Source organism: Comamonas sp. GB3 AK4-5, from assembly GCF_041320665.1.
Classification (GTDB): Bacteria; Pseudomonadota; Gammaproteobacteria; order Burkholderiales; family Burkholderiaceae_C; genus Comamonas.
Window position 1 is genome coordinate 2,449,407 of record NZ_CP166730.1, and the last position, 23,915, is coordinate 2,473,321.

Consider the following 23,915-nt stretch of genomic DNA (forward strand, 5'->3'; position numbering starts at 1 on the left):
CCATGCGCAATCCATGCTCCGTGGGGAGAGGGCAGGCGTACCCATATGTCGCCGCCGCCCAGCGAAGCTTGAGGGAGAAGTCCATGCGGACAATGAACAAAGAAGGCCAGGCCACCGTGGCTGCGGGCAAGGCCGGGTCTATGGTTGGGGCGGACGCGCCGTCGACGCTTTCCGGGCCGCGCACGCGCCGCCCCCATGCCATCACCGTGGCTTGCCTGATGCTGTTGGGAACCTGGGGCAGTGCGCCGGTGTTCGCGCAAAGTGCAGCACCCGGCGCAGCCCAGGCGCCTGCCGAAACCGCCGTGCCTGCTGCGCAGGAGACGGCCGCTCCGGCAGACCCAAGCCAGGCAGCAAGTGCCAATGAATCTACATTACATGAAATTAATGTGCGTAGCAGCGCTTGGTCCCTGGAGCAAACCAGCCTCGCGTCTCCCAGCAGTGTGCTGGCCGGCGACGCCCTGGAATCCCGCCGCAGCGCCACGCTGGGCGAAACACTGGAACAAGAGTTGGGCGTGCAAGCCAGCCACTTTGGTGCCGGGGCCAGCCGTCCGGTGATCCGGGGCATGGATGGACCACGGGTGCAGGTGCTCAGCAGCGGCAGTGCCGTGCAGGACGCTTCCAGCGTCAGCCCTGATCACGCCGTCATGGCCGACCCCATGCTGGCCGAGCAGATCGAGGTGTTGCGCGGTCCATCGGCCTTGCTCTACGGCGGCGCCGTGGGCGGGGTGGTGAATGTGCTGGACAACAAAATCCCCACCGCCGTCCCAGAAAACGGCCTGCAGGGCAGCGCCCAGACGCGCTACAGCACCGCAGACAAAGGTACGGTGGGCGCTTTCGGCCTCACCGGCGGCAAAGGCCCGCTGGTGGTGCATGTGGAAGGCATGGGGCGCAACGCCCAGGATTACCGCGTGGGCAGCGGTTGGGCCGATGGTGCCCGCGTGCCGGGCAGCTTCAGCAGCGGTGAAACCGGCAGCCTGGGCCTGAGCTGGGTGGGCAGCGAAGGCTATCTGGGCCTGGCCTACACCCGCCAGAACGCCCGCTACGGCCTGCCGGGCCACGAGCATGTGGACTGCCACCCCCATGGCGACCATCTGCATTGCGGCGGCCATGGACACAACCACGGAGGCCACAACCACAGCCATGGGGATGATGAAGAGGCGCCCACGGTCAATATGCGCAGCAACCGCTGGGATTTGCGCGGTGCCTGGCGCAACCCGGTGGTCGGCATCGCTGCCGTGCGCCTGAATGCCAGCACCACGCGCTACGCCCATGACGAGCTGGACGATGGCGTGGTTGCCACCGAATTCCGCAACCGGGCCCATGATCTGCGTCTGGAGGTGGAGCACCAGCCCCTGGCCGGTTTGAGCGGCGTGTTCGGCCTGCAAAGCGGCCAAAGCCGTTTCAGCGCCGAAGGCGAAGAGGCCACCGTACAGCCCACGGACACCCGCAGCTGGGGCCTGTTCTGGCTGGAGCGCTACCAACTGGGCGACTGGACGCTGCAGGGCGCCTTGCGCCATGACCAGCAGCGCGTGCGCGCCTTGCAATCCGATGTGGAGCGCACGCACAACGGCAGCTCGGCCTCGCTGGGCGCGGTCTGGCGCTTTCAGCCGGGCTGGCAGGCCAGCCTGAGCTACACCCATGCCAACCGCCTGCCCACTGCACAAGAGCTGTTTGCCGACGGCCCCCACCTGGCCACCAATGCCTGGGAGCGGGGTGACAGCAATCTGGGGCGCGAAACCTCGCACGCCTGGGACCTGGGCCTGCGCAAGACGGCGGGCGACACCACCTGGGGCCTGAGCCTCTACCACCACCAGGTCAATGGCTACATCTACGGCCGCACGCTGGATGTGCAGGATGGCTTTCAGTTGCTGCAATACAGCCAGGCCGATGCTCGCTTTACCGGGCTGGAAGCCGAGATGCGCCACCGCTTCAACGCCACCTGGGCACTGCGCCTGTGGGGCGATATGGTGCGTGCCGAGCGCAACGACGGCACCCGCCTGCCACGCATTGCCCCTGCGCGGGTCGGCGCGCAGCTGCAGGCCCGCTGGCAAGGTTGGAAGGGCAGTGTGGAATGGGTGCAGGCCGCCCGCCAGTCGCGCGTGGCGCCGCTGGAAACGGCAACCCCCGGCTACGGCATGCTGCATGCCGGCATCAGCTACCAGCTGCGCACGCCACAGGGCCAGCCGTTGGAGCTGTTTGTGCAAGGCCGCAACCTGACCAACCGCCTGGCCTATGCCCACACCAGCTTCATCAAGGATGCCGCACCGCTGATGGGGCGCAACATCACGCTGGGTGTGAAGATGGACTTTTAAGTTCAGACTGCCTCCTTCTCCAAGGCGCCCGCTGCAAGGCTGGCGCCTTTTTGCTGCCTGCTGCCTTCGCTCATCGCCTCCTGAACTTGGTCGACAATGGCGGGCATTCGGAACACCCAGACAGCCCATGAGCGCCGCCACAGAAAACACACCAGCCCCCGTCGAAAAAACCGCCAGCGCCCCAGACTGGGCCGCCTGGAGCCGCGAAGCCGTGGAGATGATGGTGGCCCGCAATGCCGAATGGCCGCGCCAGTTCGGTTTGCAAGGCTCACCCCAATACCGCTGGGACCTGGACCGCGCCACCCTGGTGCTGGAAGGGCCGCTGCACGAAGTGGTGGCCACGGTCTGCCTGGTTGGCACCACCAGCGACAGCGAGAACAGCTTTTTGTGGAGCTGGGCCAATGAAGCCATTCCCCCGCTGCATGGCCAGGCCCTGGAAGTGGTGCATGACTTTGGCCGCGAACACCAGCTGGCCTTGCTGACCACGGCACGCATCCCCGGCGGACGCCCTGAGGCCACGGAATGCCTGTGCATCGCCGCCCGCCTGCAGCGCGCCATGGGCACCTTTATTGACCAGCAGGGCGATGTCACGTTGTACTTCACCCTCTTGCATGCCCAGTTGGCCCCCATGGATGTGCAACTGCCCAACTAAGGTCACGCCAGACCCATGAGCTTGCCTGTATTGCCAGCCATGTTGACGGCCTATCTGGAGCCGTGGGGGCTGGTGCCGGATGGTGAGCCCATGCTGAGCCCCAACGGGCAACTGCTGCCGGTGCGATGCGAGGGCCTGCCCGCCATGCTGAAAGTGGCCACCGAGGAAGAAGAGAAACGCGGCGCTGCCCTGATGGCCTGGTGGCAAGGGCAGGGCGCCGCCAGGGTGCTGGCCCATGGTGGCGATGCGCTGCTGCTGGAGCGCGCCCAGGGGCCCAGGAGCCTGGATGAACTTGCACGCCATGGGCATGACGAGGAGGCCTGCCGCATCATGTGCGAAGTTGTCGCCAGGCTGCACACGCCGCGCGCGGCGCCGTTGCCGGTGCTGACGGATTTGCGGCCCTGGTTTCAGGCGCTGCACCACTGTGCAGGGGTACAGGTACAGGGCGGTATCTTTGCCACGGCTGCAGCAACGGCCACAGCGCTGCTGGCCGGGCCCCAGGATGTGGTGGCCCTGCACGGCGATATACACCACGGCAACATCCTCGACTTTGGCCCGCGTGGGTGGCTGGCGATAGACCCCAAGGGCCTGGTGGGCGAGCGTGGGGTTGACTACGCCAATCTGTTTTGCAACCCAGATGCGCAAACTGCCACCGACCCGGCGCGGTTTGAGCGCAGGCTGGAGGTGGTGGCCGCAGCGGCAGGCCTGGAGCCGCAACGGCTGTTGCAGTGGATTCTGGCTTGGGCCGGCCTTTCTGCGGCATGGCATCTGGAGGATGGCAGCAACCCCGATACGGCCCTGGCGGTGGCCCACATGGCCGCGGCCAGACTTTGAGCGGTGTGATGCTTCATTGCAGCATATTTGCCACGCAGCGTTGATGCTCTGCCCGCAGATTGACTAGAATGGGCCGCTTACTTCCTTCTTGAAGCTGCTGCTCGAAGGTACCAGGCTTTCCCGCCTTAGCGGGGAGGCTGCATTTGCGTACCTCAGTTTCAGCATCATGTCGCACTCTTTGGGAAAGCTTTCCCGACTGCAAAAAGCCCTGTCTCGCCAGGGCATCCAGGTCTCTTACCGAGACAATATCTACCAAATCCACAACGAGCAGGCCGCCGCCAGCATCTTGCTGCCAGCCAGTTTGCCGCTGGAGCACAAAGCCGTCAGCCAGTTGCTGGACTTCGCCTCCGTGGCCGATCCCAACGGCCATGGCGCAGTCTGCAAGGCCTGTGCGACGCCGGACTTTCACCCCGGCAGCATTGCGCCAGTGGGGTCGGTGGTGGCCACCTCGCCGGACTTTGTGATTCCCGCCGCCATCGGCACGGACATCAACTGCGGCATACGCTTGATGAGCACAGGGCTGACCCAGGCGCAGGCCGAGCAGCACAAACCCACCATCATCGCGCGCCTGACCCAGGCCATTCTCAAAAACGGCCGCGATGTGCCGGTGCGCAGCGAGGGCTTCAAGGCCCTGTTTGATGAAGGCCCCTCGGCCTTTATCGATGCGCTGCCTGCGCTGGGCTTGTGGCAGGGCGTGGACCGCGACCGCCTACAGGCCGAGCTGGCCCACTGCGTGGGCTTGCAGGACTTTGCCGGGCAGAGCCGCTACGCCCCCGAGGCCTTGCTGCAGGCGCGAGAAATCGTGCGCCCACCTTCGGCAGCCGATCTGGGCAGTGGCAACCATTTTCTGGAGTTCTGCGTGGTGGACGAGGTCTACGACCGCCATGCAGCCTATTCCGCAGGGCTGAAAAAAGGTGATGTCACGGTGATGATCCACACCGGCTCACGTGATGTGGGCTTTTACGTGGGTCGCCGCTGGATGGACCTGGCCAGGCAGCAATGGCCGCAGGGTCGCAAGCACCCCGCTCACGGTCTGTATGGTCTGAGCGGCGCACTGGCAGGCGAGTACCTGCAGGCCATGGGCGTGGCCGCGCGCTATGCCTGGTTCAACCGCATGGCCTTGGCCGAGCTGGTGCGTTTGCAACTGGCCGATCTTGCGCCGCCCGATGCCTCGCGGTTGATCGTGGATGTGCCGCACAACGTGGTCATGACCGAGGGCGAGTTGAATGTGCACCGCAAAGGCTCCACACCTGCCCATGCAGGCCAGTGGGCGTTGATTCCCGGCTCCATGGGGGATTACTCGTTTCTGGTCCAGGGCCTGGGCAACGAAGACTGGTTGCAGTCCTGTAGCCATGGGGCGGGCCGCCAGGTGCGCCGGCAGGACACGCGGCGCATGAAGCAGGCCCTGGTCGAGTCCGTCTGGCAGTGCATCACCTTGCGCGAGGAGCGTTTGATCGAGGAGGCGCCCAGCGCCTACAAGCCCGTGGGGCCGGTGTTGCAGGCACAGGAGGAGGCCGGCTTGATTCGTGCCAGCGTCAGGCTCAAGCCCTGGCTGACCTTCAAGGCCTGAGCGCGTCAGGCACACACCGAAAACACCAAACGCCCCGAAGGGCGCTTGGTGGGGAGGCGATGGGCCGTGGCACGCTGTCCGCGCCACGGGGCTGCATCACGGCTTCAGGTCAAAGCGGTCCAGCTCCATGACCTTGGTCCAGGCCGCGACAAAGTCCTTGTAGAACTTGGCCTGGTTGTCGGCTTCGGCATAGACCTCGGCCACGGCGCGCAGCACGGCGTGGCTGCCAAAGACCAGATCCACGCGGGTGCCGGTCCAGCGCTTGGCGCCGGTCTTGCGGTCCACGCCTTCGTAGTTGCCGTCTTCCAGGGGCTTCCACTGCGTGCCCATGTCCAGCAGGTTGACGAAAAAGTCATTCGTCAATTTGCCGGGCGTGGCGGTCAGCACGCCGTGCTGGCTGCCACCCGTGTTGATATTGATACTGCGCAGGCCGCCCAGCAGCACCGTCATTTCGGGCGTGCTCAGCGTCAGCAGCTGGGCCTTGTCGATCAACAGGGCTTCTGCGGGCGCAGGGAATTGGCCCTGCAGGTGGTTGCGGAAGCCATCGGCCTTGGGCTCCAGGTACTTGAAGGAGTTGGGATCCGTTTGATCGGCGCTGGCGTCAGCGCGTCCGGCGCGGAAGGGTACGTTGACCTGCACACCGGCGTCGGCCGCCGCTTTTTCCACTCCGGCATTGCCGGCCAGTACGATCAGGTCGGCCAGCGAGATGCGCTTGTCACCGTCGGCCGCCTTGTTGAATTCGCGCTGGATGCCTTCCAGCGTGGACAGCACCTTGGCCAACTGCTCGGGCTGGTTGGCCTGCCAGTCTTTTTGCGGAGCCAGGCGGATGCGGGCGCCATTGGCGCCGCCGCGCATGTCCGAGCCGCGAAAGGTGGAGGCCGAGGCCCAGGCTGTGCCCACCAGCTCTTGCACGCTCAAGCCCGATCCCAGCACCTTGGCCTTGAGGGCCGCGACGTCGGAGGCATTCACCAGCGGGTGCTTGACGGCAGGGATGGGGTCTTGCCAGATCAGCTCTTCCTTGGGGACTTCGGGGCCCAGGTAGCGGCTGCGTGGGCCCATGTCGCGGTGGGTCAGCTTGAACCAGGCGCGGGCAAAGGCTTCGGCAAAGGCCTGGGGGTTTTCCAGAAAGCGGCGCGCGATTTTTTCGTAGATGGGGTCCTGGATCAGCGAGATGTCCGTGGTCAGCATGGTGGGCTTTTTGTTCGCTCCGCCATGGGCATCGGGGATCACATCGTCTGCGTCCTTGGCCACCCACTGGATGGCGCCTGCCGGGCTTTTCTCCTTGACCCATTCGTACTTGAACAGGTTCTCGAGGAAGAAGTTGCTCCATTGCGCAGGGGTTTGCGTCCAGGTGACCTCCAGGCCGGAGGTGATGGCATCACCACCCTTGCCAGAGCCAAAGCTGCTGGCCCAGCCCAGGCCCTGGGCTTCCAGGCCGGCGGACTCGGGCTCGGCACCCACATGAGTGGCCGGGCCGGCACCATGGGTTTTGCCGAAGGTGTGGCCGCCGGCAATCAGGGCCACGGTTTCCTCGTCATCCATGGCCATGCGGGCAAAGGTGTCACGAATGTCGAAGGCCGCGCTGATGGGGTCTCCATTGCCGTCCGGGCCTTCGGGGTTCACATAGATCAGGCCCATCTGCACGGCGGCCAGCGGGTTTTCCAGGTCGCGCTCACCGCTGTAGCGGCTGTTCGGGTTGGCCGTAGGGGCCAGCCATTGCTTTTCTGCGCCCCAGTACACGTCCTGATCAGGCTCCCAGGTATCCACGCGGCCGCCAGCAAAGCCAAAGGTGCGAAAGCCCATGCTCTCCAGCGCCACATTGCCACAGAGAATCATCAAATCGCCCCAGGAAATTTTGTTGCCGTATTTCTGCTTGATGGGCCACAGCAGGCGGCGGGACTTGTCGATGTTGACGTTGTCGGGCCAGGAGTTGAGCGGGGCAAAGCGCTGCTGGCCGCGGCCTGCACCACCGCGGCCGTCTTGCTCGCGGTAGGTGCCGGCGGCATGCCAGGCCATGCGGATGAACTGCGGGCCGTAATGGCCAAAGTCGGCGGGCCACCAGTCTTTCGAGTCGGTCATCAAGGCGCGCAGATCGCGCTTGACGGCCTCGTAGTCCAGCTGCTGGAAGGCTTCGGCATAGCGAAAGCTCTCGCCAAGGGGATTGCTCTTGGGCGAATGCTGGCTCAGCAGGTCCACGCGCAACTGATTGGGCCACCAGTCACGATTGGTCGTGCCATTGCCTTCTGCAGCGGTTTCGCTGTTGCGGCCTTGGTGGAAGGGACACTTGGATTCGGTGGTCATGGTGGGCTCCATTGCGAGGGGGCAAGGCGATTGCAATCAGAGGTGTGCAATCGGGGTTTGTTCATTGATAGTTCATTGCTATCAATGTGGGATTTATTATCGGCTTGCCCTATTGGGTGTACAAGGCGAAACCGATTGAAAAAACCCAAGTCCACCATAGACGAAAACATGGTGCCCCCCGATGTCCCAGCACATGTGCTGGGGCATGGCCGTTGTCAGACAGAACCTCGAATTAGCCTGCGACCAGCTTGTGCACCAGATCGGCCGCGGTCGAGGCGCCGTATTTGCGCATCAGCCGGGCCCGGTAGATCTCCACCGTGCGGTGGCTGATGGCCAGGGCTTTGCCGATTTCCTTGGAGGTCAGCCCCTCCAGCAACCGGGCTGCCACCTCACGTTCGCGGCCGGTGAGCTCGGCCTTGACAGGGCGCTGGGAAGACAGGTCTTCAAAACTCCAGATGCCGGAGGCATGGGGGTTGTCGCGGTCCAGCGCGCGGCCGCTGACATGGCACCAGAAAGTCTCGCCGCTGGCGCGTTTCATGATGCGGTTGTCGGAATAGTGGCCCTTGGCATTGAGAATCGGGGCCATGCGGGCACCTAGGCGCTCGTACTCGTCGGCGCTGGGGTAGAGGATCTGGAACGATTGCCCCACCATCAATTCGCGCGAGATGGCGAACATCTCGCAGACCTGGTGGTTGCAGTCCACCATGGTGCGGTTGCGCGAGATCACCAGGCCCACAGGAGCCATCTCGAACGCCAGCTTGTAATCCATCTCCATGGTGCAACTCTTTACGAAAAACTACTTAATTACATACGTAGTATCGTAGTGCATTACACAACAAGGAGACTTGCATGAAAAAGCTCTACCCTTCCGCCGCCGCTGCGCTGCAAAGCGTGGTGGCCGATGGACAGCTGCTGGCTGTCGGTGGTTTTGGGCTCTGCGGCATTCCCGAGGCCCTGATCGACGCACTGCGCGACAGCGGTGTCACCGGCCTGACCATTGCCTCGAACAATGCCGGCGTGGACGGCTTTGGTCTGGGCAAGCTGCTGGAAACACGCCAGATCAAGAAGATGATTGCCAGCTATGTGGGCGAGAACAAGGAGTTCGAGCGCCAGTACCTGGCGGGCGAGCTGGAGCTGGAATTCACGCCCCAGGGCACGCTGGCCGAGAAGATGCGCGCCGGCGGTGCCGGCATTCCCGCCTTCTTCACCAAGACTGGTGTGGGCACGCAAGTGGCCGAAGGCAAGGAGCTGCGCGAGTTTGATGGCGAAACCTATGTGATGGAGCGTTCCATCGTGGCCGATGTGGCCCTGGTGAAAGCCTGGCGTGCCGACAAGAGCGGCAACCTGCAGTTCCGCCTGACGGCGCGCAACTTCAACCCGGCTGCCGCCACCTGCGGCAAGGTCTGCATCGTGGAAGTGGAAGAGCTGGTGGAAGTGGGCGAGATCGCACCGGACGACATCCATCTGCCCGGCATTTATGTGCACCGCATCGTGCACAACGCCACGCCCGAAAAGCGCATCGAAAAACGCACGGTGCGCGAGGCTTGATCCATGGCGACTGTGTCCAATTTGTCCGACCACGAGGGGGCGGAACCTTCCGCCCCAGCAGTCTTTCGCCCGCTCAACGCGCAAGAGCTGGAACAGCTGGACCGTGAGCGCCTGCTGGTGTGCCAGGTGGCCGCACGTGAGCTGGGGCTGATGGACTGGAGCATGGACCGCAGCGGTCTGGCCCAGTTGCAGGGGCTGCTCGATCGCGGCCTGGTGCAGCCCGACAACCTGCTCCTGGCCCAGGGCCTGGGCGTGGTGCTGGGCGACGCACTCACCTGCGAAATGGACGACATGGACTGGCATATGGTGACCGACGACTGGGGTACAGACCCGGTGGTGCGCTATCGCGAGACCACCATACAGGTGGGTGCCCGCGGCATGGTCATCAAACGACTGGAAGACGGTCGCGCCGTCGACCTGGTGCATCTGCTCGATGGTGTGGTGGAACACCTGCAGCCCATGATCGACTCCGGCGACTATCAATAACGTCAATCACGATTTATTCAGGAGGCACTTATGCCTTGGACCCAAGACCAGATGGCCGCGCGTGCGGCCCAAGAACTCGAAGACGGCTTCTATGTGAACCTCGGCATCGGCATTCCTACGCTGGTGGCCAACCACACGGGCGACAAGGAAGTGTGGCTGCAGTCCGAAAACGGCATGCTGGGCATTGGCCCGTTTCCCACCGAAGACCAGGTCGATGCCGACCTGATCAACGCCGGCAAGCAGACCGTGACCACGATTGCCGGCTCGGCCATTTTTGGCTCGGACCAGTCGTTTGCCATGATCCGTGGCGGCAAGATCAACCTGTCCATCCTGGGCGCCATGCAGGTCAGCGAAAAGGGTGACCTGGCCAACTGGATGATTCCCGGCAAGATGGTCAAGGGAATGGGCGGCGCCATGGACCTGGTGGCAGGCGTGAAGCGCGTCATCGTGCTGATGGAGCATGTGGCCAAGAAAAAGGACGGCACCACCGACCTGAAGATTCTGCCGAATTGCTCGCTGCCACTGACCGGTGTGGGCGTGGTGGACCGCATCATCACCGACCTGGGCGTGATGGATGTGACCCCCGAAGGTCTGAAGCTGGTGGAGCTGGCACCCGGCGTGAGCCTGGAAGAAATCCAGTCCAAGACGGGCGTGAAGCTGCTGGCTTGATGCCACGCGCTGCGCGAGACTGAGCAAAAAGGGGGCCCCGTGAGGGCCCCTCTTGTCGTCGTACGGGCTGGTATTGATGCGTTGATGCGCACGTTTCGTATGATCGGGGAAGTTCCAATCACCAAGCTGCATGAGCGTCCCTTCGAACCTGTTGCAGATTGCCGAGGCAGATAGCCTCCTCGATCAGTCCCATTACCTGCGGGCCATTGCCTCGATGGCAAAGGACCAGTCCTTGGTCTTGCGCGACGCCATCTACACCGCCAATGGTGTGCGGCTGGCCGACAAGGGCATGCTGCTGGACAGCGCCTTCTACGACAGCCTGGTCAACGAGCGGCTGCGCCATCCGATTGACGAGCTGGTCGATGTCCGCCAACTGGTGGATGTGCCCACGCTGGAAGCCGAGTGCATGACGCTGTGTGAATCGGCCATGCTGCCGCGCATGTTGATGCGGGCATTGGGTGAGGGCGAGCAATGGCGCTTGTTGGCCCCGCTGGCCGACATGGCATGGCCCCAGCAAGCCAGCTTCAAGCTCACGGTGATGCGCAGCCAGCGCCAGGTCCTGTATGAGCACAGCCTGAGCATGATGCTGGTGTCGATCTACCTGGGCGTGCGCCAGGGGCTGAGCGACGAGCAACTGGCGCAGCTGGCGGCAGCGGCCCTGCTGCATGACGTGGGCATGTTGTTCATGGAGCCCAGCTGGACCGATCCGCAACACAAGCTCACGCTGGACGAACGCCGCCAGCTCTCGGTGCACTCCATCACCGCCATGCTGGTGGTGCGCTCCACGGCGGCCTATCCTGCCGAAGTCGAAATGGCGGTGCTGGAACACCACGAACGCATGGATGGCAGCGGCTACCCGCGCAATGTGAGCGGGGAATATATTTCGCCACTGGGCCAGATCCTGCTGGTCTCGGAAGTGGTGTCTGCCTTCTTCGACAAATTTGCGCAAGACAGGCCGGCCATGCGCCTGTCGCTGATGCTGCGGCTCAACCGCCAGCGTTTTCCGGCGGATCTGGTGGGCCATGTGCACCAGCTGCTGCGTCTGGCACCCGAACTGGGCACCAGCGACCCCAAACCGGTGGCCGCCGAGGTACGCCACAGCCTGGTGCGGCTGTCCATGCTGCTGGACCTCTGGCAGCGCCTGCGTACGCGTCTGCCCAGCAAATGGCAGGTGCTGCCCAGCGGGCGGGCAGGTCTGTTCATGGATGCGCGCATGGCCGCGCTGGAGGCCGAGTTGGCCGAGGCCGGCGCCTTGCCCAAGCAGCAAATTGCCATGATGCACTGGATGCAGCATTCGCCCGAGGCATTGACCGAGCAGTCCTTTATCAACCGCGAAGCACTGTGGCAGCTGGAAACCTGTCTGCACACCTGCTTGCGCCGCTGGCCCCAGGTGATGCAGCGCCAGGACGCCGTGGCCCGTGCCGTGGCCGACTGGGTGGAGCAAGCCCAGGCCGTGTTGGCGGGCAAGCGCCTGAAGCCCGCAAAGACAAGCCCAGGCGCTTGAGTTGAAGCGGTCGGTGTCGCGCGCGGAATGTGCAGCCGCTTCAGCGAATCGCAAAAAATAAAAGCCTGCGGATGACGAAATGACGTTTTTTTGGCGTTTGTTTCATCATTTTTATCCGGTGTGGAGGTAGGGCAGCCTACACTGCAGCGCCGCGCCTTCGTGCATCCCCTGGCTGCAGCTGCGGCGTTACGTTTTAAGAAATTGCGCTTTCACCATGGACTACCGTCTCGACGAAACCGATCGCCAACTGCTGCGCTTGCTGCAGACCAATGCACGCGCCTCCACTGCCCACCTGGCGCGCCAGATGGACCTGGCCCGCACCACGGTGGTGGCCCGCATCGCCAGGCTGGAGCAGGAGGGCATCATCGCCGGCTACGGCGTGCGCTTGGGCCCGCGCATGGAGCAGGCCTCGGTGCGCGCCTATTGCGGCATCCGCGTACAGCCCAAGACGGCGATCTCGGTGATGCAGGCGCTCAACCGCCTGACCGAGGTGGAAGAGGTCTCGGCCGTCAGCGGCCAGTACGACTACATGGTGTTTCTGCGCTGCGAAAGCAATGAAAAGCTGGATGCATTGCTGGACCGCATCGGCATGATCGACGGCATCCAGCAAACCTATACCTCGGTGGTGCTCAACCGCAAGATTGACCGGCGCACCACCTCGCCGCTGCAGGCGCAGGAGGGTATGGAGTGAAAAAAGGCTTTGGAGCACTGTGCAAGCGCAGCAGAAGCTATCAAAACAAGAGCGCCCTACGGGGTGCTTTTTTGTGTGAGGGGCGGATGCTGGCACCAGGCCCGAAGGTGATCCGCGTCACACGGCATGCTGCTCCATTGCATCGAAGCCGCGGCACACCCCGGAAGAATCCATTCAGCGCTGATCTATCAAGCCAGAGCACATGAAAATAAAAATATTATTCACCACTTCGCTGGGAATTTTGGCACTTATTCACACGCCATGGTCTTTGGCAGATAATCTAAATGGCAAGAATATCTATCTGCAAAGATGTGCCGTATGCCATGGCGAAGATCTCAAAGGAACAGGGCCATTGGCGAAGAAAAGCAATCCTCCTACGCCGGATCTCACAACCCCCGCTTTCAAAAAACGGTTAAAAGATTATCCCGGTGTTATTGTGTCCTCCATCATACTCCGCCCCAATGGTGACTTGATTCCGAGAACCTTGCAAGAAAATGCGGTCAAGCTACCGCCATTTGCTTGGAGGGTTCAGGACTTTCGTGATTTGAATCAATATATGCTGGGTGCGCTATCCAAAAATCGATGAGTGATAAGCGATGGGCTTGCTTCGCCGTGCAGTGATGCATCGGATTTGCAATTTGATGCCGTATTCGCTTCACCATTCAACCTGGCTTCTCACGTGAAAAAACGTGAGCAGCAAGCATTTTTTATTTTCTCTATATTGGGCTGGATGAATATATGGGTATTATGGAATCTGCAACCTGGACGTTGCTCGAACAACGCTGGGATCAAGGCTTCGAATGGCTGTTGCAAGAAGAAAAAGAGGCGATTGCGTTGTGGTGGCTGGAGGCCGAGACCATGAATGGAACGCTCAATCAGTTTTTCTGGAATAGTGCGGGTGATCTGCACCTCTTGCAAAATCAGGTCTTGAGAGCCTGAATATGCCCATCACGCTTCGGGCATTGCAAGGTGCACTGGATTATTTTGGCACCTCTTACCCCCGTGATCGCGCGCTTCGCATGGCGCAGCTGGAAGAAATTGAGAGAATCCATGGGGCAGATGTATTTACCCCTGCCTCCAGAATTATTCAGGATCTGCCGGAAGATTTCGTGCAAGCTGCCGTTGACCGGCTGGAGCTCATCTATGCGCGAGCCTAGATGTCGCATCCCGGATGATTGCATAGACAAAAATCGTTATCCACTGCTCATTGCTCGCGATGTGCTTCGTGAGCTTGTACAGTCCTTGCAAGCAACAGGGAGCCTGTGATGCAAATTGCTTTACACAAGAATGCCCGCACCACACCCGCTGTGCGTGCCGAGATCGCGAGCAGCAATGAGCCCGCACGCGTACTGGCACAGCGCCATGGCATTACCGAGCAGACGGTCTACAAATGGAAGAAGCGCGATAGCGTGCAAGACCGCTCTCACACTGCACACCGTTTACAGACACAGTTGACGTCTGCGCAGGAGATCGTGGTGGTGCATCTGCGCCGGGCCTTGCAGTTGCCACTGGATGACTTGCTGGCCGTCACCCACGAGTTCATCAGCACCAAGGTCTCGCGCTCGGGCCTGGACAGGTGTTTGCGCCGCCATGGCGTTGGCAATCTCAATGCCTTGAAACCTGCCGTGCCTGCGCAGCCCCACAAAGCCTTCAAAGACTATGTTCCGGGTTATCTGCACATGGATGTGAAGTACCTGCCGCAGATGCAGGATGAAACCAAGCGCCGCTATCTGTTCGTGGCCATTGACCGTGCCACGCGCTGGGTGTTTGTGCGGGTCTTTGTCAACAAAACGGCAGCCAGCGCCAAGGCGTTTTTGAAGGCTTTGCACAAAGCCTGTCCGATCAAGATCACCAAGCTGTTGACCGATAACGGCAAGGAGTTCACGGATCGCCTCTTTGCCAGCCGTGAGCGTGAGCCCAGCGGCAATCACGAGTTCGACATGCTGTGTGAGCAGTTGGGCATTGAGCATAGGCTGACCAAGCCCAGGACGCCCAAAACCAATGGCATGGTGGAGCGCTTCAATGGGCGTATTGCCGATGTTTTGAAGACCCACCACTTCAACAGTGCCGAGGACTTGGAGCAAACGCTGCTGCGCTATGTGGCCTTGTACAACCATCAGTTACCGCAGTCAGCGCTGCAAAGCAAAACACCCATGCAGGCCATGAAAAAGTGGCATCAGACGCATCCAGACCTGTTCAATAAGCGACCATATGATCGTCCGGGATGCGACACCTAGATAAGCGAAGGGGCAGGACGCTGCGCTGCTACAACCGTGCTGCTTCTGCGCCCTTTGCTGGCATATTGCGCAGCACCATGGTGCGTAACCGCTCGGAAAAAAGCGCAGGTGAGCCGGGGCTGTGGTTTCGCCCGGTGGCGCAGACCCTGGCCGATACCGTGGGCTGGTACCGCAGCCACGGCTGGTTTTAGCGTAGGCTTGCAGAGCGTGCGAGGCAGTCTTTGGCAAGCTCTCGCACGTGCTTGGCTTCAGTCCACGATCACCCGGGCCGGGCCTGCTTCCATGTGGCCCACAATGGCGGCGTCGCCAAAGCCGTGGCGGGCAAATAGCTCCAGCACCTGTTGCACGCTGTCGGGCGTGCAGGACACCAGCAGGCCACCCGAGGTTTGGGGGTCGGTCAACAGGGCGCGCTGGGCATCGCTGACGCTGCTGGCCAGTTGCACATGGGCGCCATAAGAGGCCCAGTTGCGGGTGGAGGCGCCGGTGAACACGCCTTGTTCGATCAGGGCCTGGACGCCGGGCAGCAAGGGCAGCTTGCTGCTGTCTATGCGGGTGGTGAGCTGGGCGCCGCGTGCCAGTTCCAGGCCGTGGCCTAACAGGCCAAAGCCGGTGACATCGGTCAGGGCATGCACGCCGGCCAGCTGCGACAGCTCCATGCCGGGTCGGTTGAGCTTGGTGGTGGCATCCACCATGGCGCGGTAGCCGGCGTCATCCAGCAGGTTTTTCTTCAGCGCGGCGGACAGAATGCCCACACCCAGGGGTTTGCCCAGAATCAGCACATCGCCGGCCTTGGCATCGGCATTGCGCTTCATGTGCTTGGGGTTGACGATGCCAATGCCCACCAGGCCGTAAATGGGCTCTACCGAATCGATGGAATGGCCGCCCGCCAGCGGAATGCCTGCATCGCGGCACACAGACTCACCGCCTTCCAGAATCTTGGCAATCGTGTCGTGGGGCAGCACATTGATGGGCATGCCCACAATGGCCAGGGCCATCAGCGGCGTGCCGCCCATGGCATAGATGTCGGACAGGGCATTGGTGGCGGCAATGCGGCCAAAGTCGAAGGCATCGTCGACGATGGGCATGAAGAAGTCGGTGGTGGCCACGATGGCCTGCTCATCGTTGATGCGGTAGACGGCGGCGTCATCGGCCGTCTCGGTGCCCACCAGCAGATCGGGGAAGAACTGCTTGGGCAGATTGCTCTTGGCCAGCAGCTCTGCGAGCACGCCGGGTGCAATCTTGCAGCCACAGCCACCACCGTGGGAGAGTGAAGTCAATCGGGGTGTGGCGGCGGAAGTGCTGGAAGCGGTCATGGCAAAAGCAGGTCAGTGGGTGAAATCAAGCGCTGCTCAAACAGCGCAGTGGCACAGCGGCCACCGCCACCATTATCGGCCGCTTGCATGCCCTTGCCAGGGGAGGCAGCTGAGCCAAGCCCAGGCAGGGCTGTGGTCTGGGCGCGACTACCTGCTGCAATGCCGTGCGCTGCTTTCAATAAGAGAGCACCTTGTGCACTACACATCAGCGTTACAGCTGGGTTGGGGCGTAAAGCTCAGGCCTGCGCCGGCTTGACCATGTCGATATGGGGGATGCCATCTTCGTCATACACATCGCCCACGGCCTGAAAGCCCAAAGACCCGTAAAAGCCCTCCAGGTGGGCCTGTGCACCTATGCGTATGCCCTGGCCCGGCCAATGTTGCTCGGTGAAGGCAATGGCCTCGGCCACCAGGGCGCGGCCTATCTGCAGCTTGCGGAACTTGCCCAGCGTCATCACCCGGCCAATCGAGGGCTCTGTGTACTTGAGGCCCGGATCCACCACCCGGGCGCAGGCGGCCAATTCGCCATCCAGCAGCACGCGCAAATGCCAGGCATGGAAGTCCATGCCATCGGCTTCCTGGTAGGCGCATTGCTGCTCGACAACAAACACCGACTCGCGGGCCTGGAGGAGGGCGTACAGCTCGGCTGCGGTGAGCGACTCCAGCCGCTGCCATTCAAAATGCAGTTTCATGTTTTTTCCGTAATGGGGGGGGGGCGGGCGCACCGGCATGCCGTAAGGAAGCACGCTCTCAGCGGTAATGCCGCTTGATCACCAGATAGCGCGCAGTCACCGTCCCCGTGTTGCCAAACGAGGTGGTTTGCTGGGTGGACATGCGTGCACAGTCACCCGGCTGCAATACAAAGGCGGTGGCGTCGCCGCTGAGCGTCAGCTGGCCTTCGAGCAGCAGGATCTGGTCGTCCGAGTGCAGGCTTTCGGTGGCCGCGAAGGTCACCGTTTTGCCTGCAGGCAGTTCAACGGCCACGATCTCCACATCACCGTTGTCGCCGGGCGGCGATATCAGCCTGCGCAGATAGCCTGTCTCGGGGTCCGCCCAGAGTGGCTGCTCCTGCATGCGCCGAATGGCCGGGCTTGCCGCACGCGGCTCGCTCATCAGTGCCGACAGGCTCAGGCCCATGGCATCGCTGATGCGAGACAGCAGCACCGCCGTGGGGCTGCTTTCGCCACGCTCGATTTTTGAAATCATGGCGCGGCTGACATCGGCCTGGGCCGCGAGTTGTTCCAGCGTCAGCCCGCGCAGCATGCGCTCTTCGCGAACGCGCCGGGGAATCAGGCTCTCTGGGGGTGAATGATTTGCCATGCTATCCACTATAGTAGAAAATCTACTTTAGTGGAATGTTGTGGCAATCATGTTTTTGGGTTCAACCGCTGCGCCGGCTTTGGCGCTGTTTTTTAACGCCTTGGTCTGGGGCGTCTCGTGGTGGCCGTTGCGCCAGTTGCAGGCCATGGGGCTGCACCCGCTGTGGGCCACGGCGTTCATCTATTTGCTGGCGGCCGTCTTGATCGGGTGCTGGCGCCCCGGCGCATTGCGCCAGGTGGTGGGTACGTCATCGCTGTGGTGGATTCTGCTGGCATCCGGCATGGGCAATGCCGCATTCAACTGGGCGGTCGGCGTTGGCGATGTGGTGCGGGTGGTGCTCTTGTTCTATCTCATGCCGCTGTGGTCGCTTGCGCTGGCATGGTTGCTGCTCAAAGAGCGGGTGACGGCAGGTGCCGTGGTGCGTGCGCTGCTGGCGGTGCTGGGTGCCGCCTTGGTGCTGGCAGGGCCGGCTGCATTGGCGGGTGCCACGGCAGCCCCGCCCGCCGTAGCCGACATCCTCGCCGTGCTGTCTGGTTTTGCCTTTGCCCTGAACACGGTGCTGCTCCGGCGTGGGGCCGCGCTGCCCAGCGAAGGGCGCTCACTGGCCATGTTTCTGGGGGGCGCCTCGGTTGCTGGTGCGGCGGCGGCACTGTTGTCTGCCGGTACTTTCTCTGTCATGGGCAAGGTGGCGTGGCCCTTGGTGTCCGTGCAATGGATGCTGCCTGTCGGGGCGCTGGCCATGCTCTTCTGGGCCTCCAACCGTTGCTTGCAATACGGGGCTGCACGCCTCAGCGCAAGGGTCACGGCGGTGGTCATGAGCTGCGAAGTGGTGTTCGCCTCCGTCAGCGCGGTGTGGTGGGGGGATGCCGTGCTGAATGTGGGTCTGGTCGTGGGCGGTTGTCTGGTGGTGTCGGCTGCACTGGCCGGTGTGCTGAGCCAGCGCGGGTAAGCCGCAGCGTGCAAGCCGCGACCTACAATGTGCCGCGGCGGCCCGGCGCTGTGTGGCGTGGGCCGTAGTGAGGGCTGTGGTGCGGGCTGTGCTGCCCATTGGACACCTTTCTGTTCATTCTTCCGATTGCGAGTTTTCTGATGATCATCCGGCCTCCCATGCACTGGTTGCGCATGCTGTTTGTCTGGCGCGGCTCGGTGCTGCCCAAGATCGTGCCGCAGTTGATCGCCACCACCTTGTTTGCGCTGGTCGTGACCTTTGTCCATGGGCGTGTGCTGGACTGGAAGGTGTCGCTGAACTTTGTGCCGTTCTCGCTGATCGGCTTGACGCTGGCCATTTTTCTGGGCTTTCGCAACAGCACCAGCTATGCCCGTTACTGGGAGGCGCGCACCTTGTGGGGCGCTGTGCTGATCGAGGCCCGCTCGCTGACGCGCCAGGCGCTCACGCTGTGCAGCAACCCGGCGCAGGCCCAGACCCTGGCGCTGCGGCTGTGCGCTTTTGTGCATGCACTCAAGCACCAGCTGCGCGGCAGCGACGCAGCGGCCGATATGGCCCGTTTTCTGTCGCCAGCTGAATGCCAGCGTGTGGAGCAGGCGCGGTTCAAGCCGGCCATGGCCTTGCTGTTGGCCAGCGAATGGTTGCGCGATCGGGTGCAGTCCCATGAGATCGCGCCCCCCGTGGTCCCCGCCTTGGAGGCATCGCTGAGCCATTTGAGCGGCGCCCTGGGCGGCTGCGAACGCATTGCCAGCACGCCCATTCCCTTTACCTACGCCGTCATCATCCACCGCTGCATCTACCTGTATTGCTTCTGGCTGCCCTTTGGCCTGCTGGATGCCATAGGCTGGATGACGCCAGTGATTGTCTGCTTTATCGCCTACACATTTTTTGCGCTTGAGGCCCTGGGCGCAGAGATAGAGAATCCCTTTGGCAACGAGGCCAACGACCTGGCCCTGGGGGCCATGTCCCACATGATCGAGTCGTCCCTGCTGGACATGCTGGGCGAGGCGCCGCGCACCGAGGCGCCGGTGGTGCGCGATTACATCCTGGAGTGAAGAACGGGGGCGTTGGCGTTGGCTGTCTGAGTGCCGGCCAGGCCTTGGATGAAGGCGGACAAGGCCGCTGCTGCAGCCTCCGGGGCGGCCTGCAGCAGGCAATGCGGGGCGTTCAAGGATTGCACCACTGCCTGGGGGCAGCACTGCTGCACTGCAGCGGCGGCATCGGCGGGAACCAAGCGGTCATGGCTTGCCTGCAGGTATAAAACCGGCATGGCGAGGCTGTGCGCTTGTGCTCTCGCATCGATGTCCAGCACGGCCCGCAGCCTCGCTCGCAATGCTGCTGACGATACCCCGGACAGTGCCTTGTTCAGCAGGGTACGCAGCCCTGGGGTAGCGAAGCGGCCAAAAAGCATGGCGCTCAGTACAGGCCCTGGCGGCAAGGGGGCGGGAATGGACGCCAGGCCGCGCAGCCAGCGCAGACTTGGTCTGGGGTTGCGCAAAAAGCTGCAGCACAGCACCAGGCCCGCCACACGGCCCGGGTGCTTCGCAGCCAAGGCCACGGCGATGGGGCCGGAGAATGATTCCCCCAGCAGCACCAGAGGGCCGTCGGGCGGCAAGGCCTGCTCGGCCTGGGTCTGCAGGCCTGCATAGGTCTGTGATGCCGTGTCATGGGAGTAGGCCACGATGGTGACGGGCCAGACTTCCCGCAGCGCTGCGACCAGCGGCCCGAAAAGCAGGCCGGTCCCATCCATGCCCGGCAGCAGCACCAAGGTGATGGGTTTTTCAGGCTGGGGGATGGGGTCTGCGAGGGTGGGGCAAGGGGCCGATGAGAAGGTCATAAGTGATGGTGGTTACCCTCATTCTCCGCGTTCCCCGCATAAAAAAGCCCCTGCTGTGAAGGGCAGGGGCTTGGATGTTCTGGCGGAAAGCAGCTGGAGTCGAACCAACCCAGGAGTGACTGACACCCCTCACCGGGTTTGAAGCCCGGCCGCGCCACCGGGCGCGATTGCCTTCCTTTGCGGGAAAGCCGCGATTCTACCTTGATAGCGCGCGCACGGCGGCCATCAAGCGCTGCGCAGCCATTGGGCATCGGGGCGCAGCACATGGGCATCGCGCACGCGGCGGGTGTAGCCCAGGCGGTCAAAGCATTCGATGATCTGGATGGCGCGCTTGCGGCCCAGGCCGGTGGCGTCGCGAAAGGCGCGGGCCTCGACCTCGCCGTGGGCGGCGCCACCGGCCAGTTCCTTGACGATGTCGGCCAGCTCGTCCATGCGGGGGGCGCTGTAGAACAGGTCTTTCACCACCTGGAACAACTGGCCCTGGCGGGCCAGCTTGCGCAGCAGCTGACGCACCAGTTCTTCGCTGCTGCCGGTGTCGGCGGCCAGGTCACGCACCCAGGGCGGGTCGTAGCGGCCGGCATGCAGCAGGGGCAGCAGCTTTTCGGCCAGTTGCTGCTCGGCCGCGCTCAGCTGCACGCTGTGGCCGGGCAGGTGCAGCCAGGCACCGCTGGCCTGGATGCTGCTGTCTTGCAGCAGGGCCTGGACCAGGCCGGTCCACAGCGCATCGTGCTGGGCGTGGACCAGGCCAGGCAGGGCCATGCGGCGCAGGCGGGCGGCGTTGATGCCGGGCTCGTCCGGGTTTTTGGCGTGAAAGCGTTCCAGCGTCTCCAGCACGCGTTGGCGCAGTGGCTGCCAGCGCTCCGCATCCAGCAGCAGGCTGTCGCCATCGGCCATGGGCAAGCGCAGCAGCGCGGGCAGGGCGCTGGCGGTGTCCAGGGCGCGACCGGTGAGGCGCACCAGCTGGGACAGGGCCATGCCATGGGGAGCCTGGGCAATCAGCGGGGCGGGGTTGGCCGTGGCCACCAGTTGCTCCAGCGCGTCCAGATAGGCTGTGCGCTCGGCGCTGCGGCGCTTGCGTGCGGGGGCATAGGGGTCGACCACCATGCCGCCGGCAATGGTGCGGCTGGCCTGGGCATTGCGCAGAATCAGGCGGTCGCCGGGGAGGGTGAACACGGGGGCACCCAGCACCAGCTGGGCACGCACCTCGGTGCCGGGCTCTATGGGCTGGTCTTGCAGCAAGGCCACATGGGCCATGCCCTTGTGCGTGCCCATGTGCACATGCACAGGGGTCCACTGCGCCATGGGTGCAGCCTCGGCCAGCAGATGCAGGCGGATGTCGATGCGGTCGGTGGCTTGCAGCAAGCGGCCGTCCAGTATCCAGTCGCCGCGTTCAATGTCCTCTTTGGCGATGCCGGCCAGGTTCAGCGCACAGCGCTGGCCTGCCACGCCGCTGTCGCTGGCCTGGTTTTGGGCGTGGATGCTGCGTACGCGCAGCGTCTGGCCGCTGGCCGAGTGCAGCAGCTGGTCGCCCACGGCCACGCGGCCGTTGAACACGGTGCCTGTGACGACGGTGCCCTGGCCGGGCAGGGTGAAGACGCGGTCCACGGCCAGGCGAAACAGCCCGTCCTGGGGGCGTGCGGGCATCAGTTGGGCCTGCACATGCAGGTGGTCGCGCAGCGCGGCCACGCCGGTATCGCCCGCCTGGGCGGCATTGGTGGGGAAGATGGGGCTGCCGGCCAGGGCGGTGACGGAGAGAATGGCCTCGATCTCTGCGCACACGTCTTGCACGCGCTCGGGCAGCACGCGGTCCACCTTGGTCAAGGCCACGGTGCCGCGCTTGACGCCCAGCAGCTGCAGGATTTCCAGGTGCTCAATGGTCTGGGGCATGACGCCATCGTCGGCCGCCACCACCAGCAGGGCGTGGTCTATGCCCACGGCGCCGGCGGCCATGGTGTGGACGAATTTTTCGTGGCCGGGCACGTCGATGATGCCCAGGGTGTCGCCATTGGGCAGGGGGCTGTAGGCATAGCCCAGTTCTATGGAGATGCCGCGCGCCTTTTCTTCTTTCAGGCGGTCGGTCTCCACACCGGTGAGGGCGTGCACCAGCGTGGTCTTGCCGTGGTCGATATGGCCTGCGGTGCCGATGATCATGGGGTGGTCTTTCCGCAGCGTCTGTGCGCTGCTGCGTCAATCAGTAGTGAAAGTGGCTTCAAGCGCAATGTGCGTGCGCTGCAGCAGCTATGGGTTCAGGAGCTCGCACTGGGCGATGAAGTCGGCCTGGGCGCTGGCCTCCAGGCAGCGCAGGTCCAGCCACAGGGCATCGTCGTGCAGGCGGCCAATCACGGGCCGGGACAGGGCGCGCAGCTGGGCTTCCAGCTGCTGCAGCTGGCGGCCGGCCTGCTTGCCGCTGGCCGGGTAAATCTGGAGGCCCCAGCTGGGCAGATTGTCCACGGGCAGGGCGCCGCTGCCGATCTGGCTGGCGAGCTCGGCTGTTTCCACGCACCAGGCAGCGCCCAGTGCTTGCTGCAGCACGGGGGCCAACTGCTCGGCCTGGGCACGCATGTCGGTCTGGGGGCGGGTGAACAAACGCAGTGTGGTCAGTTGCTGTGCCAGTGCCTCGGGGTGCAGGTACAGGCGCAGCGTGGGCTCTAGTGCGGCCAGCGTCAGCTTGCCCACGCGCAGCGCGCGCTTCATGGGGTGTTTTTTGATCTTGGCGATCAGCTCTTTTTTGCCGACGATGATGCCGGCCTGGGGGCCTCCCAGCAGCTTGTCGCCGGAGAAGGTCACCACATCGGCGCCGGCTTCTATGGTTTCGCGCACCGTGACCTCGTGCGGCAGCCCCCATTGGCGCAGATCCACCAGGGTGCCGCTGCCCAGGTCCACCACCATTTGCAAATCGTTGGCGTGGGCGATGGTGGTCACCTCGGCGTCGCTGACGGCCTTGGTAAAGCCCTGGATGGCGTAGTTGCTGGTGTGCACCTTCATCAACAGCGCGGTGTCGTCGTCGATGGCGTTTTCATAGTCGCGCGCATGGGTGCGGTTGGTGGTGCCCACCTCCACCAGCTGGCAGCCGGCGCGGGCCATGATGTCGGGGATGCGGAAGGCGCCGCCGATTTCCACCAGCTCGCCGCGCGAGACCACCACCTGCTTGCCATGGGCCAGTGCGGTGAGCGTCAGCAGCACGGCGGCGGCGTTGTTGTTGACCACGGTGGCGGCCTCGGCGCCGGTGAGGCGGCAGATCAAGGCCTCCACCAGGTCATCGCGGTCGCCACGGCCGCCGGTGGCCAGGTCGTATTCCAGATTGGCCGCTGTGGTCAGCGCCTCCACCACGGCATCCACGGCGGCCTGGGGCAGCAGGGCGCGGCCCAGATTGGTGTGCAGCACGGTGCCCGTGAGGTTGTAGACGCTGCGCAAGCGCGGCGCAAACAACAGGCCTAAATGGCTTGCAACGCGCTCTGCAATGGCGGGAATAGCTATGGATTCTGGAGTGATTGCTGTCCCCGCGCGCAGTTGCTGTCGCAACTGCTCCAGCACCTCGCGCACCGCGTCGGTGGTGGCGATGCGGCCGTAATCGGCCAGCAAGGGCTGAAGCAGCTCGGACTGCAGCAACTTGTCCACCGAAGGCAGGTGGGCAGGCGCCACAGGGGCGGTAGCGTGAGAGGCGGTAGGTGCGGCCACAGGCGGTCTCGGGTGCG

General features: G+C 63.5%; 23 protein-coding genes and 1 tRNA gene. 15 read left to right on the forward strand and 9 right to left on the reverse strand.

All coding sequences use genetic code 11. The annotated features are described in order from the left end of the window. Positions 1-83 precede the first annotated feature (83 nt). From ACA027_RS11100 to ACA027_RS11115, 4 genes are all read left to right on the forward strand, one after another. Positions 84-2,312, forward strand: a complete 2,229-nt coding sequence (locus ACA027_RS11100; RefSeq protein WP_370682431.1) for a TonB-dependent receptor — start codon at positions 84-86, stop codon at positions 2,310-2,312. Positions 2,313-2,439: 127 nt separating this feature from the next. Further along, positions 2,440-2,964, forward strand: a complete 525-nt coding sequence (locus ACA027_RS11105; protein WP_370682432.1) for a DUF6882 domain-containing protein — start codon at positions 2,440-2,442, stop codon at positions 2,962-2,964. Positions 2,965-2,979: 15 nt separating this feature from the next. After that, a complete protein-coding gene (locus tag ACA027_RS11110) occupies positions 2,980-3,798 on the forward strand; it encodes an aminoglycoside phosphotransferase family protein (protein WP_370682433.1) in 819 nt (272 codons plus the stop codon). 178 nt (positions 3,799-3,976) lie between these two features. Beyond that, complete coding sequence (locus ACA027_RS11115) at positions 3,977-5,368, forward strand: RtcB family protein (protein WP_370682563.1); 1,392 nt, start codon at positions 3,977-3,979, stop codon at positions 5,366-5,368. A gap of 96 nt (positions 5,369-5,464) precedes the next feature. Here ACA027_RS11115 and katG read toward each other — a convergent pair whose 3' ends face one another. Continuing rightward, positions 5,465-7,669: a catalase/peroxidase HPI gene (katG, locus tag ACA027_RS11120; protein ID WP_370682434.1), complete on the reverse strand. Its 2,205-nt coding sequence runs from the start codon at positions 7,667-7,669 to the stop codon at positions 5,465-5,467. A gap of 232 nt (positions 7,670-7,901) precedes the next feature. Next, positions 7,902-8,444 (reverse strand): LuxR C-terminal-related transcriptional regulator, encoded by a 543-nt coding sequence (locus ACA027_RS11125; RefSeq protein WP_370682435.1) that lies wholly within the window; start codon positions 8,442-8,444, stop codon positions 7,902-7,904. A 74-nt stretch (positions 8,445-8,518) separates the two neighbouring features. Between ACA027_RS11125 and ACA027_RS11130 the strand changes: the two genes are divergently transcribed. From ACA027_RS11130 to ACA027_RS11170, 9 genes are all read left to right on the forward strand, one after another. Then, positions 8,519-9,217 (forward strand): CoA transferase subunit A, encoded by a 699-nt coding sequence (locus tag ACA027_RS11130; protein ID WP_370682436.1) that lies wholly within the window; start codon positions 8,519-8,521, stop codon positions 9,215-9,217. Between the two features lie 3 nt (positions 9,218-9,220). After that, a complete protein-coding gene (locus ACA027_RS11135; RefSeq protein WP_370682437.1) occupies positions 9,221-9,703 on the forward strand; it encodes a DUF3806 domain-containing protein in 483 nt (160 codons plus the stop codon). A gap of 30 nt (positions 9,704-9,733) precedes the next feature. Beyond that, a complete protein-coding gene (locus tag ACA027_RS11140) occupies positions 9,734-10,372 on the forward strand; it encodes a 3-oxoacid CoA-transferase subunit B (protein ID WP_370682438.1) in 639 nt (212 codons plus the stop codon). A 130-nt stretch (positions 10,373-10,502) separates the two neighbouring features. Next, positions 10,503-11,876: an HD-GYP domain-containing protein gene (locus ACA027_RS11145; protein ID WP_370682439.1), complete on the forward strand. Its 1,374-nt coding sequence runs from the start codon at positions 10,503-10,505 to the stop codon at positions 11,874-11,876. A 214-nt stretch (positions 11,877-12,090) separates the two neighbouring features. Then, on the forward strand, positions 12,091-12,567 hold the full coding sequence (locus ACA027_RS11150) for an Lrp/AsnC family transcriptional regulator (RefSeq protein ID WP_370682440.1): 477 nt from the start codon (positions 12,091-12,093) through the stop codon (positions 12,565-12,567). Between the two features lie 202 nt (positions 12,568-12,769). Continuing rightward, complete coding sequence (locus ACA027_RS11155; protein WP_370682441.1) at positions 12,770-13,153, forward strand: c-type cytochrome; 384 nt, start codon at positions 12,770-12,772, stop codon at positions 13,151-13,153. A gap of 152 nt (positions 13,154-13,305) precedes the next feature. Then, complete coding sequence (locus ACA027_RS11160) at positions 13,306-13,506, forward strand: hypothetical protein (protein WP_370682442.1); 201 nt, start codon at positions 13,306-13,308, stop codon at positions 13,504-13,506. Positions 13,507-13,508: 2 nt separating this feature from the next. Further along, entirely contained in the window at positions 13,509-13,724 is a 216-nt protein-coding gene (locus tag ACA027_RS11165) for a hypothetical protein (RefSeq protein ID WP_370682443.1), read from the forward strand. A gap of 108 nt (positions 13,725-13,832) precedes the next feature. After that, a complete protein-coding gene (locus ACA027_RS11170; RefSeq protein ID WP_370682145.1) occupies positions 13,833-14,804 on the forward strand; it encodes an IS481 family transposase in 972 nt (323 codons plus the stop codon). Between the two features lie 248 nt (positions 14,805-15,052). On the opposite strand, the gene selD is transcribed toward ACA027_RS11170, so the two are convergent. The 3 genes from selD to ACA027_RS11185 all read right to left on the reverse strand — a co-directional run bounded on the left by selD (position 15,053) and on the right by ACA027_RS11185 (position 17,437). Then, on the reverse strand, positions 15,053-16,117 hold the full coding sequence (selD, locus tag ACA027_RS11175; protein WP_370682444.1) for a selenide, water dikinase SelD: 1,065 nt from the start codon (positions 16,115-16,117) through the stop codon (positions 15,053-15,055). Positions 16,118-16,353: 236 nt separating this feature from the next. Continuing rightward, complete coding sequence (locus tag ACA027_RS11180) at positions 16,354-16,809, reverse strand: GNAT family N-acetyltransferase (protein WP_370682445.1); 456 nt, start codon at positions 16,807-16,809, stop codon at positions 16,354-16,356. A 58-nt stretch (positions 16,810-16,867) separates the two neighbouring features. Further along, the gene (locus ACA027_RS11185; protein WP_370682446.1) at positions 16,868-17,437 is read right to left on the reverse strand and encodes a helix-turn-helix domain-containing protein; all 570 of its coding nucleotides are present in this window, start codon (positions 17,435-17,437) and stop codon (positions 16,868-16,870) included. Positions 17,438-17,486: 49 nt separating this feature from the next. On the opposite strand from ACA027_RS11185, the gene ACA027_RS11190 reads away from it, so the two are divergent. Together ACA027_RS11190 and ACA027_RS11195 are read left to right on the forward strand one after the other, a co-directional pair. After that, positions 17,487-18,386, forward strand: a complete 900-nt coding sequence (locus tag ACA027_RS11190) for an EamA family transporter (protein ID WP_370682447.1) — start codon at positions 17,487-17,489, stop codon at positions 18,384-18,386. Positions 18,387-18,526: 140 nt separating this feature from the next. Next, a complete protein-coding gene (locus ACA027_RS11195) occupies positions 18,527-19,438 on the forward strand; it encodes a bestrophin family protein (RefSeq protein ID WP_370682448.1) in 912 nt (303 codons plus the stop codon). Here ACA027_RS11195 and ACA027_RS11200 read toward each other — a convergent pair. The 4 genes from ACA027_RS11200 to selA all read right to left on the reverse strand — a co-directional run bounded on the left by ACA027_RS11200 (position 19,423) and on the right by selA (position 23,898). Then, positions 19,423-20,220: an alpha/beta fold hydrolase gene (locus ACA027_RS11200; protein ID WP_370682449.1), complete on the reverse strand. Its 798-nt coding sequence runs from the start codon at positions 20,218-20,220 to the stop codon at positions 19,423-19,425. The genes ACA027_RS11195 and ACA027_RS11200 overlap by 16 nt on opposite strands. A gap of 80 nt (positions 20,221-20,300) precedes the next feature. Continuing rightward, positions 20,301-20,396 (reverse strand) — tRNA-Sec (locus ACA027_RS11205). Between the two features lie 49 nt (positions 20,397-20,445). Beyond that, positions 20,446-22,371 carry a selenocysteine-specific translation elongation factor gene (gene selB, locus ACA027_RS11210; RefSeq protein ID WP_370682450.1) on the reverse strand — a complete coding sequence of 642 codons (1,926 nt, stop codon included), beginning with the start codon at positions 22,369-22,371 and terminating at the stop codon, positions 20,446-20,448. An 87-nt stretch (positions 22,372-22,458) separates the two neighbouring features. Continuing rightward, positions 22,459-23,898: an L-seryl-tRNA(Sec) selenium transferase gene (gene selA / locus ACA027_RS11215; protein WP_370682451.1), complete on the reverse strand. Its 1,440-nt coding sequence runs from the start codon at positions 23,896-23,898 to the stop codon at positions 22,459-22,461. Positions 23,899-23,915: the final 17 nt, after the last annotated feature.

Bases quoted from the DNA above. Each gene is read 5' to 3' on its own strand.
- ACA027_RS11100 (WP_370682431.1), top strand. From the start codon at position 84: ATGCGGACAATGAACAAAGAAGGCCAGGCCACCGTGGCTGCGGGCAAG.
- ACA027_RS11105 (WP_370682432.1), top strand. From the start codon at position 2,440: ATGAGCGCCGCCACAGAAAACACACCAGCCCCCGTCGAAAAAACCGCC.
- ACA027_RS11110 (WP_370682433.1), top strand. From the start codon at position 2,980: ATGAGCTTGCCTGTATTGCCAGCCATGTTGACGGCCTATCTGGAGCCG.
- katG (WP_370682434.1), bottom strand. From the start codon at position 7,669: ATGACCACCGAATCCAAGTGTCCCTTCCACCAAGGCCGCAACAGCGAA.
- ACA027_RS11125 (WP_370682435.1), bottom strand. From the start codon at position 8,444: ATGGAGATGGATTACAAGCTGGCGTTCGAGATGGCTCCTGTGGGCCTG.
- ACA027_RS11130 (WP_370682436.1), top strand. From the start codon at position 8,519: ATGAAAAAGCTCTACCCTTCCGCCGCCGCTGCGCTGCAAAGCGTGGTG.
- ACA027_RS11135 (WP_370682437.1), top strand. From the start codon at position 9,221: ATGGCGACTGTGTCCAATTTGTCCGACCACGAGGGGGCGGAACCTTCC.
- ACA027_RS11140 (WP_370682438.1), top strand. From the start codon at position 9,734: ATGCCTTGGACCCAAGACCAGATGGCCGCGCGTGCGGCCCAAGAACTC.
- ACA027_RS11145 (WP_370682439.1), top strand. From the start codon at position 10,503: ATGAGCGTCCCTTCGAACCTGTTGCAGATTGCCGAGGCAGATAGCCTC.
- ACA027_RS11150 (WP_370682440.1), top strand. From the start codon at position 12,091: ATGGACTACCGTCTCGACGAAACCGATCGCCAACTGCTGCGCTTGCTG.
- ACA027_RS11155 (WP_370682441.1), top strand. From the start codon at position 12,770: ATGAAAATAAAAATATTATTCACCACTTCGCTGGGAATTTTGGCACTT.
- ACA027_RS11160 (WP_370682442.1), top strand. From the start codon at position 13,306: ATGGGTATTATGGAATCTGCAACCTGGACGTTGCTCGAACAACGCTGG.
- ACA027_RS11165 (WP_370682443.1), top strand. From the start codon at position 13,509: ATGCCCATCACGCTTCGGGCATTGCAAGGTGCACTGGATTATTTTGGC.
- ACA027_RS11170 (WP_370682145.1), top strand. From the start codon at position 13,833: ATGCAAATTGCTTTACACAAGAATGCCCGCACCACACCCGCTGTGCGT.
- selD (WP_370682444.1), bottom strand. From the start codon at position 16,117: ATGACCGCTTCCAGCACTTCCGCCGCCACACCCCGATTGACTTCACTC.
- ACA027_RS11180 (WP_370682445.1), bottom strand. From the start codon at position 16,809: ATGAAACTGCATTTTGAATGGCAGCGGCTGGAGTCGCTCACCGCAGCC.
- ACA027_RS11185 (WP_370682446.1), bottom strand. From the start codon at position 17,437: ATGGCAAATCATTCACCCCCAGAGAGCCTGATTCCCCGGCGCGTTCGC.
- ACA027_RS11190 (WP_370682447.1), top strand. From the start codon at position 17,487: ATGTTTTTGGGTTCAACCGCTGCGCCGGCTTTGGCGCTGTTTTTTAAC.
- ACA027_RS11195 (WP_370682448.1), top strand. From the start codon at position 18,527: ATGATCATCCGGCCTCCCATGCACTGGTTGCGCATGCTGTTTGTCTGG.
- ACA027_RS11200 (WP_370682449.1), bottom strand. From the start codon at position 20,220: ATGACCTTCTCATCGGCCCCTTGCCCCACCCTCGCAGACCCCATCCCC.
- selB (WP_370682450.1), bottom strand. From the start codon at position 22,371: ATGATCATCGGCACCGCAGGCCATATCGACCACGGCAAGACCACGCTG.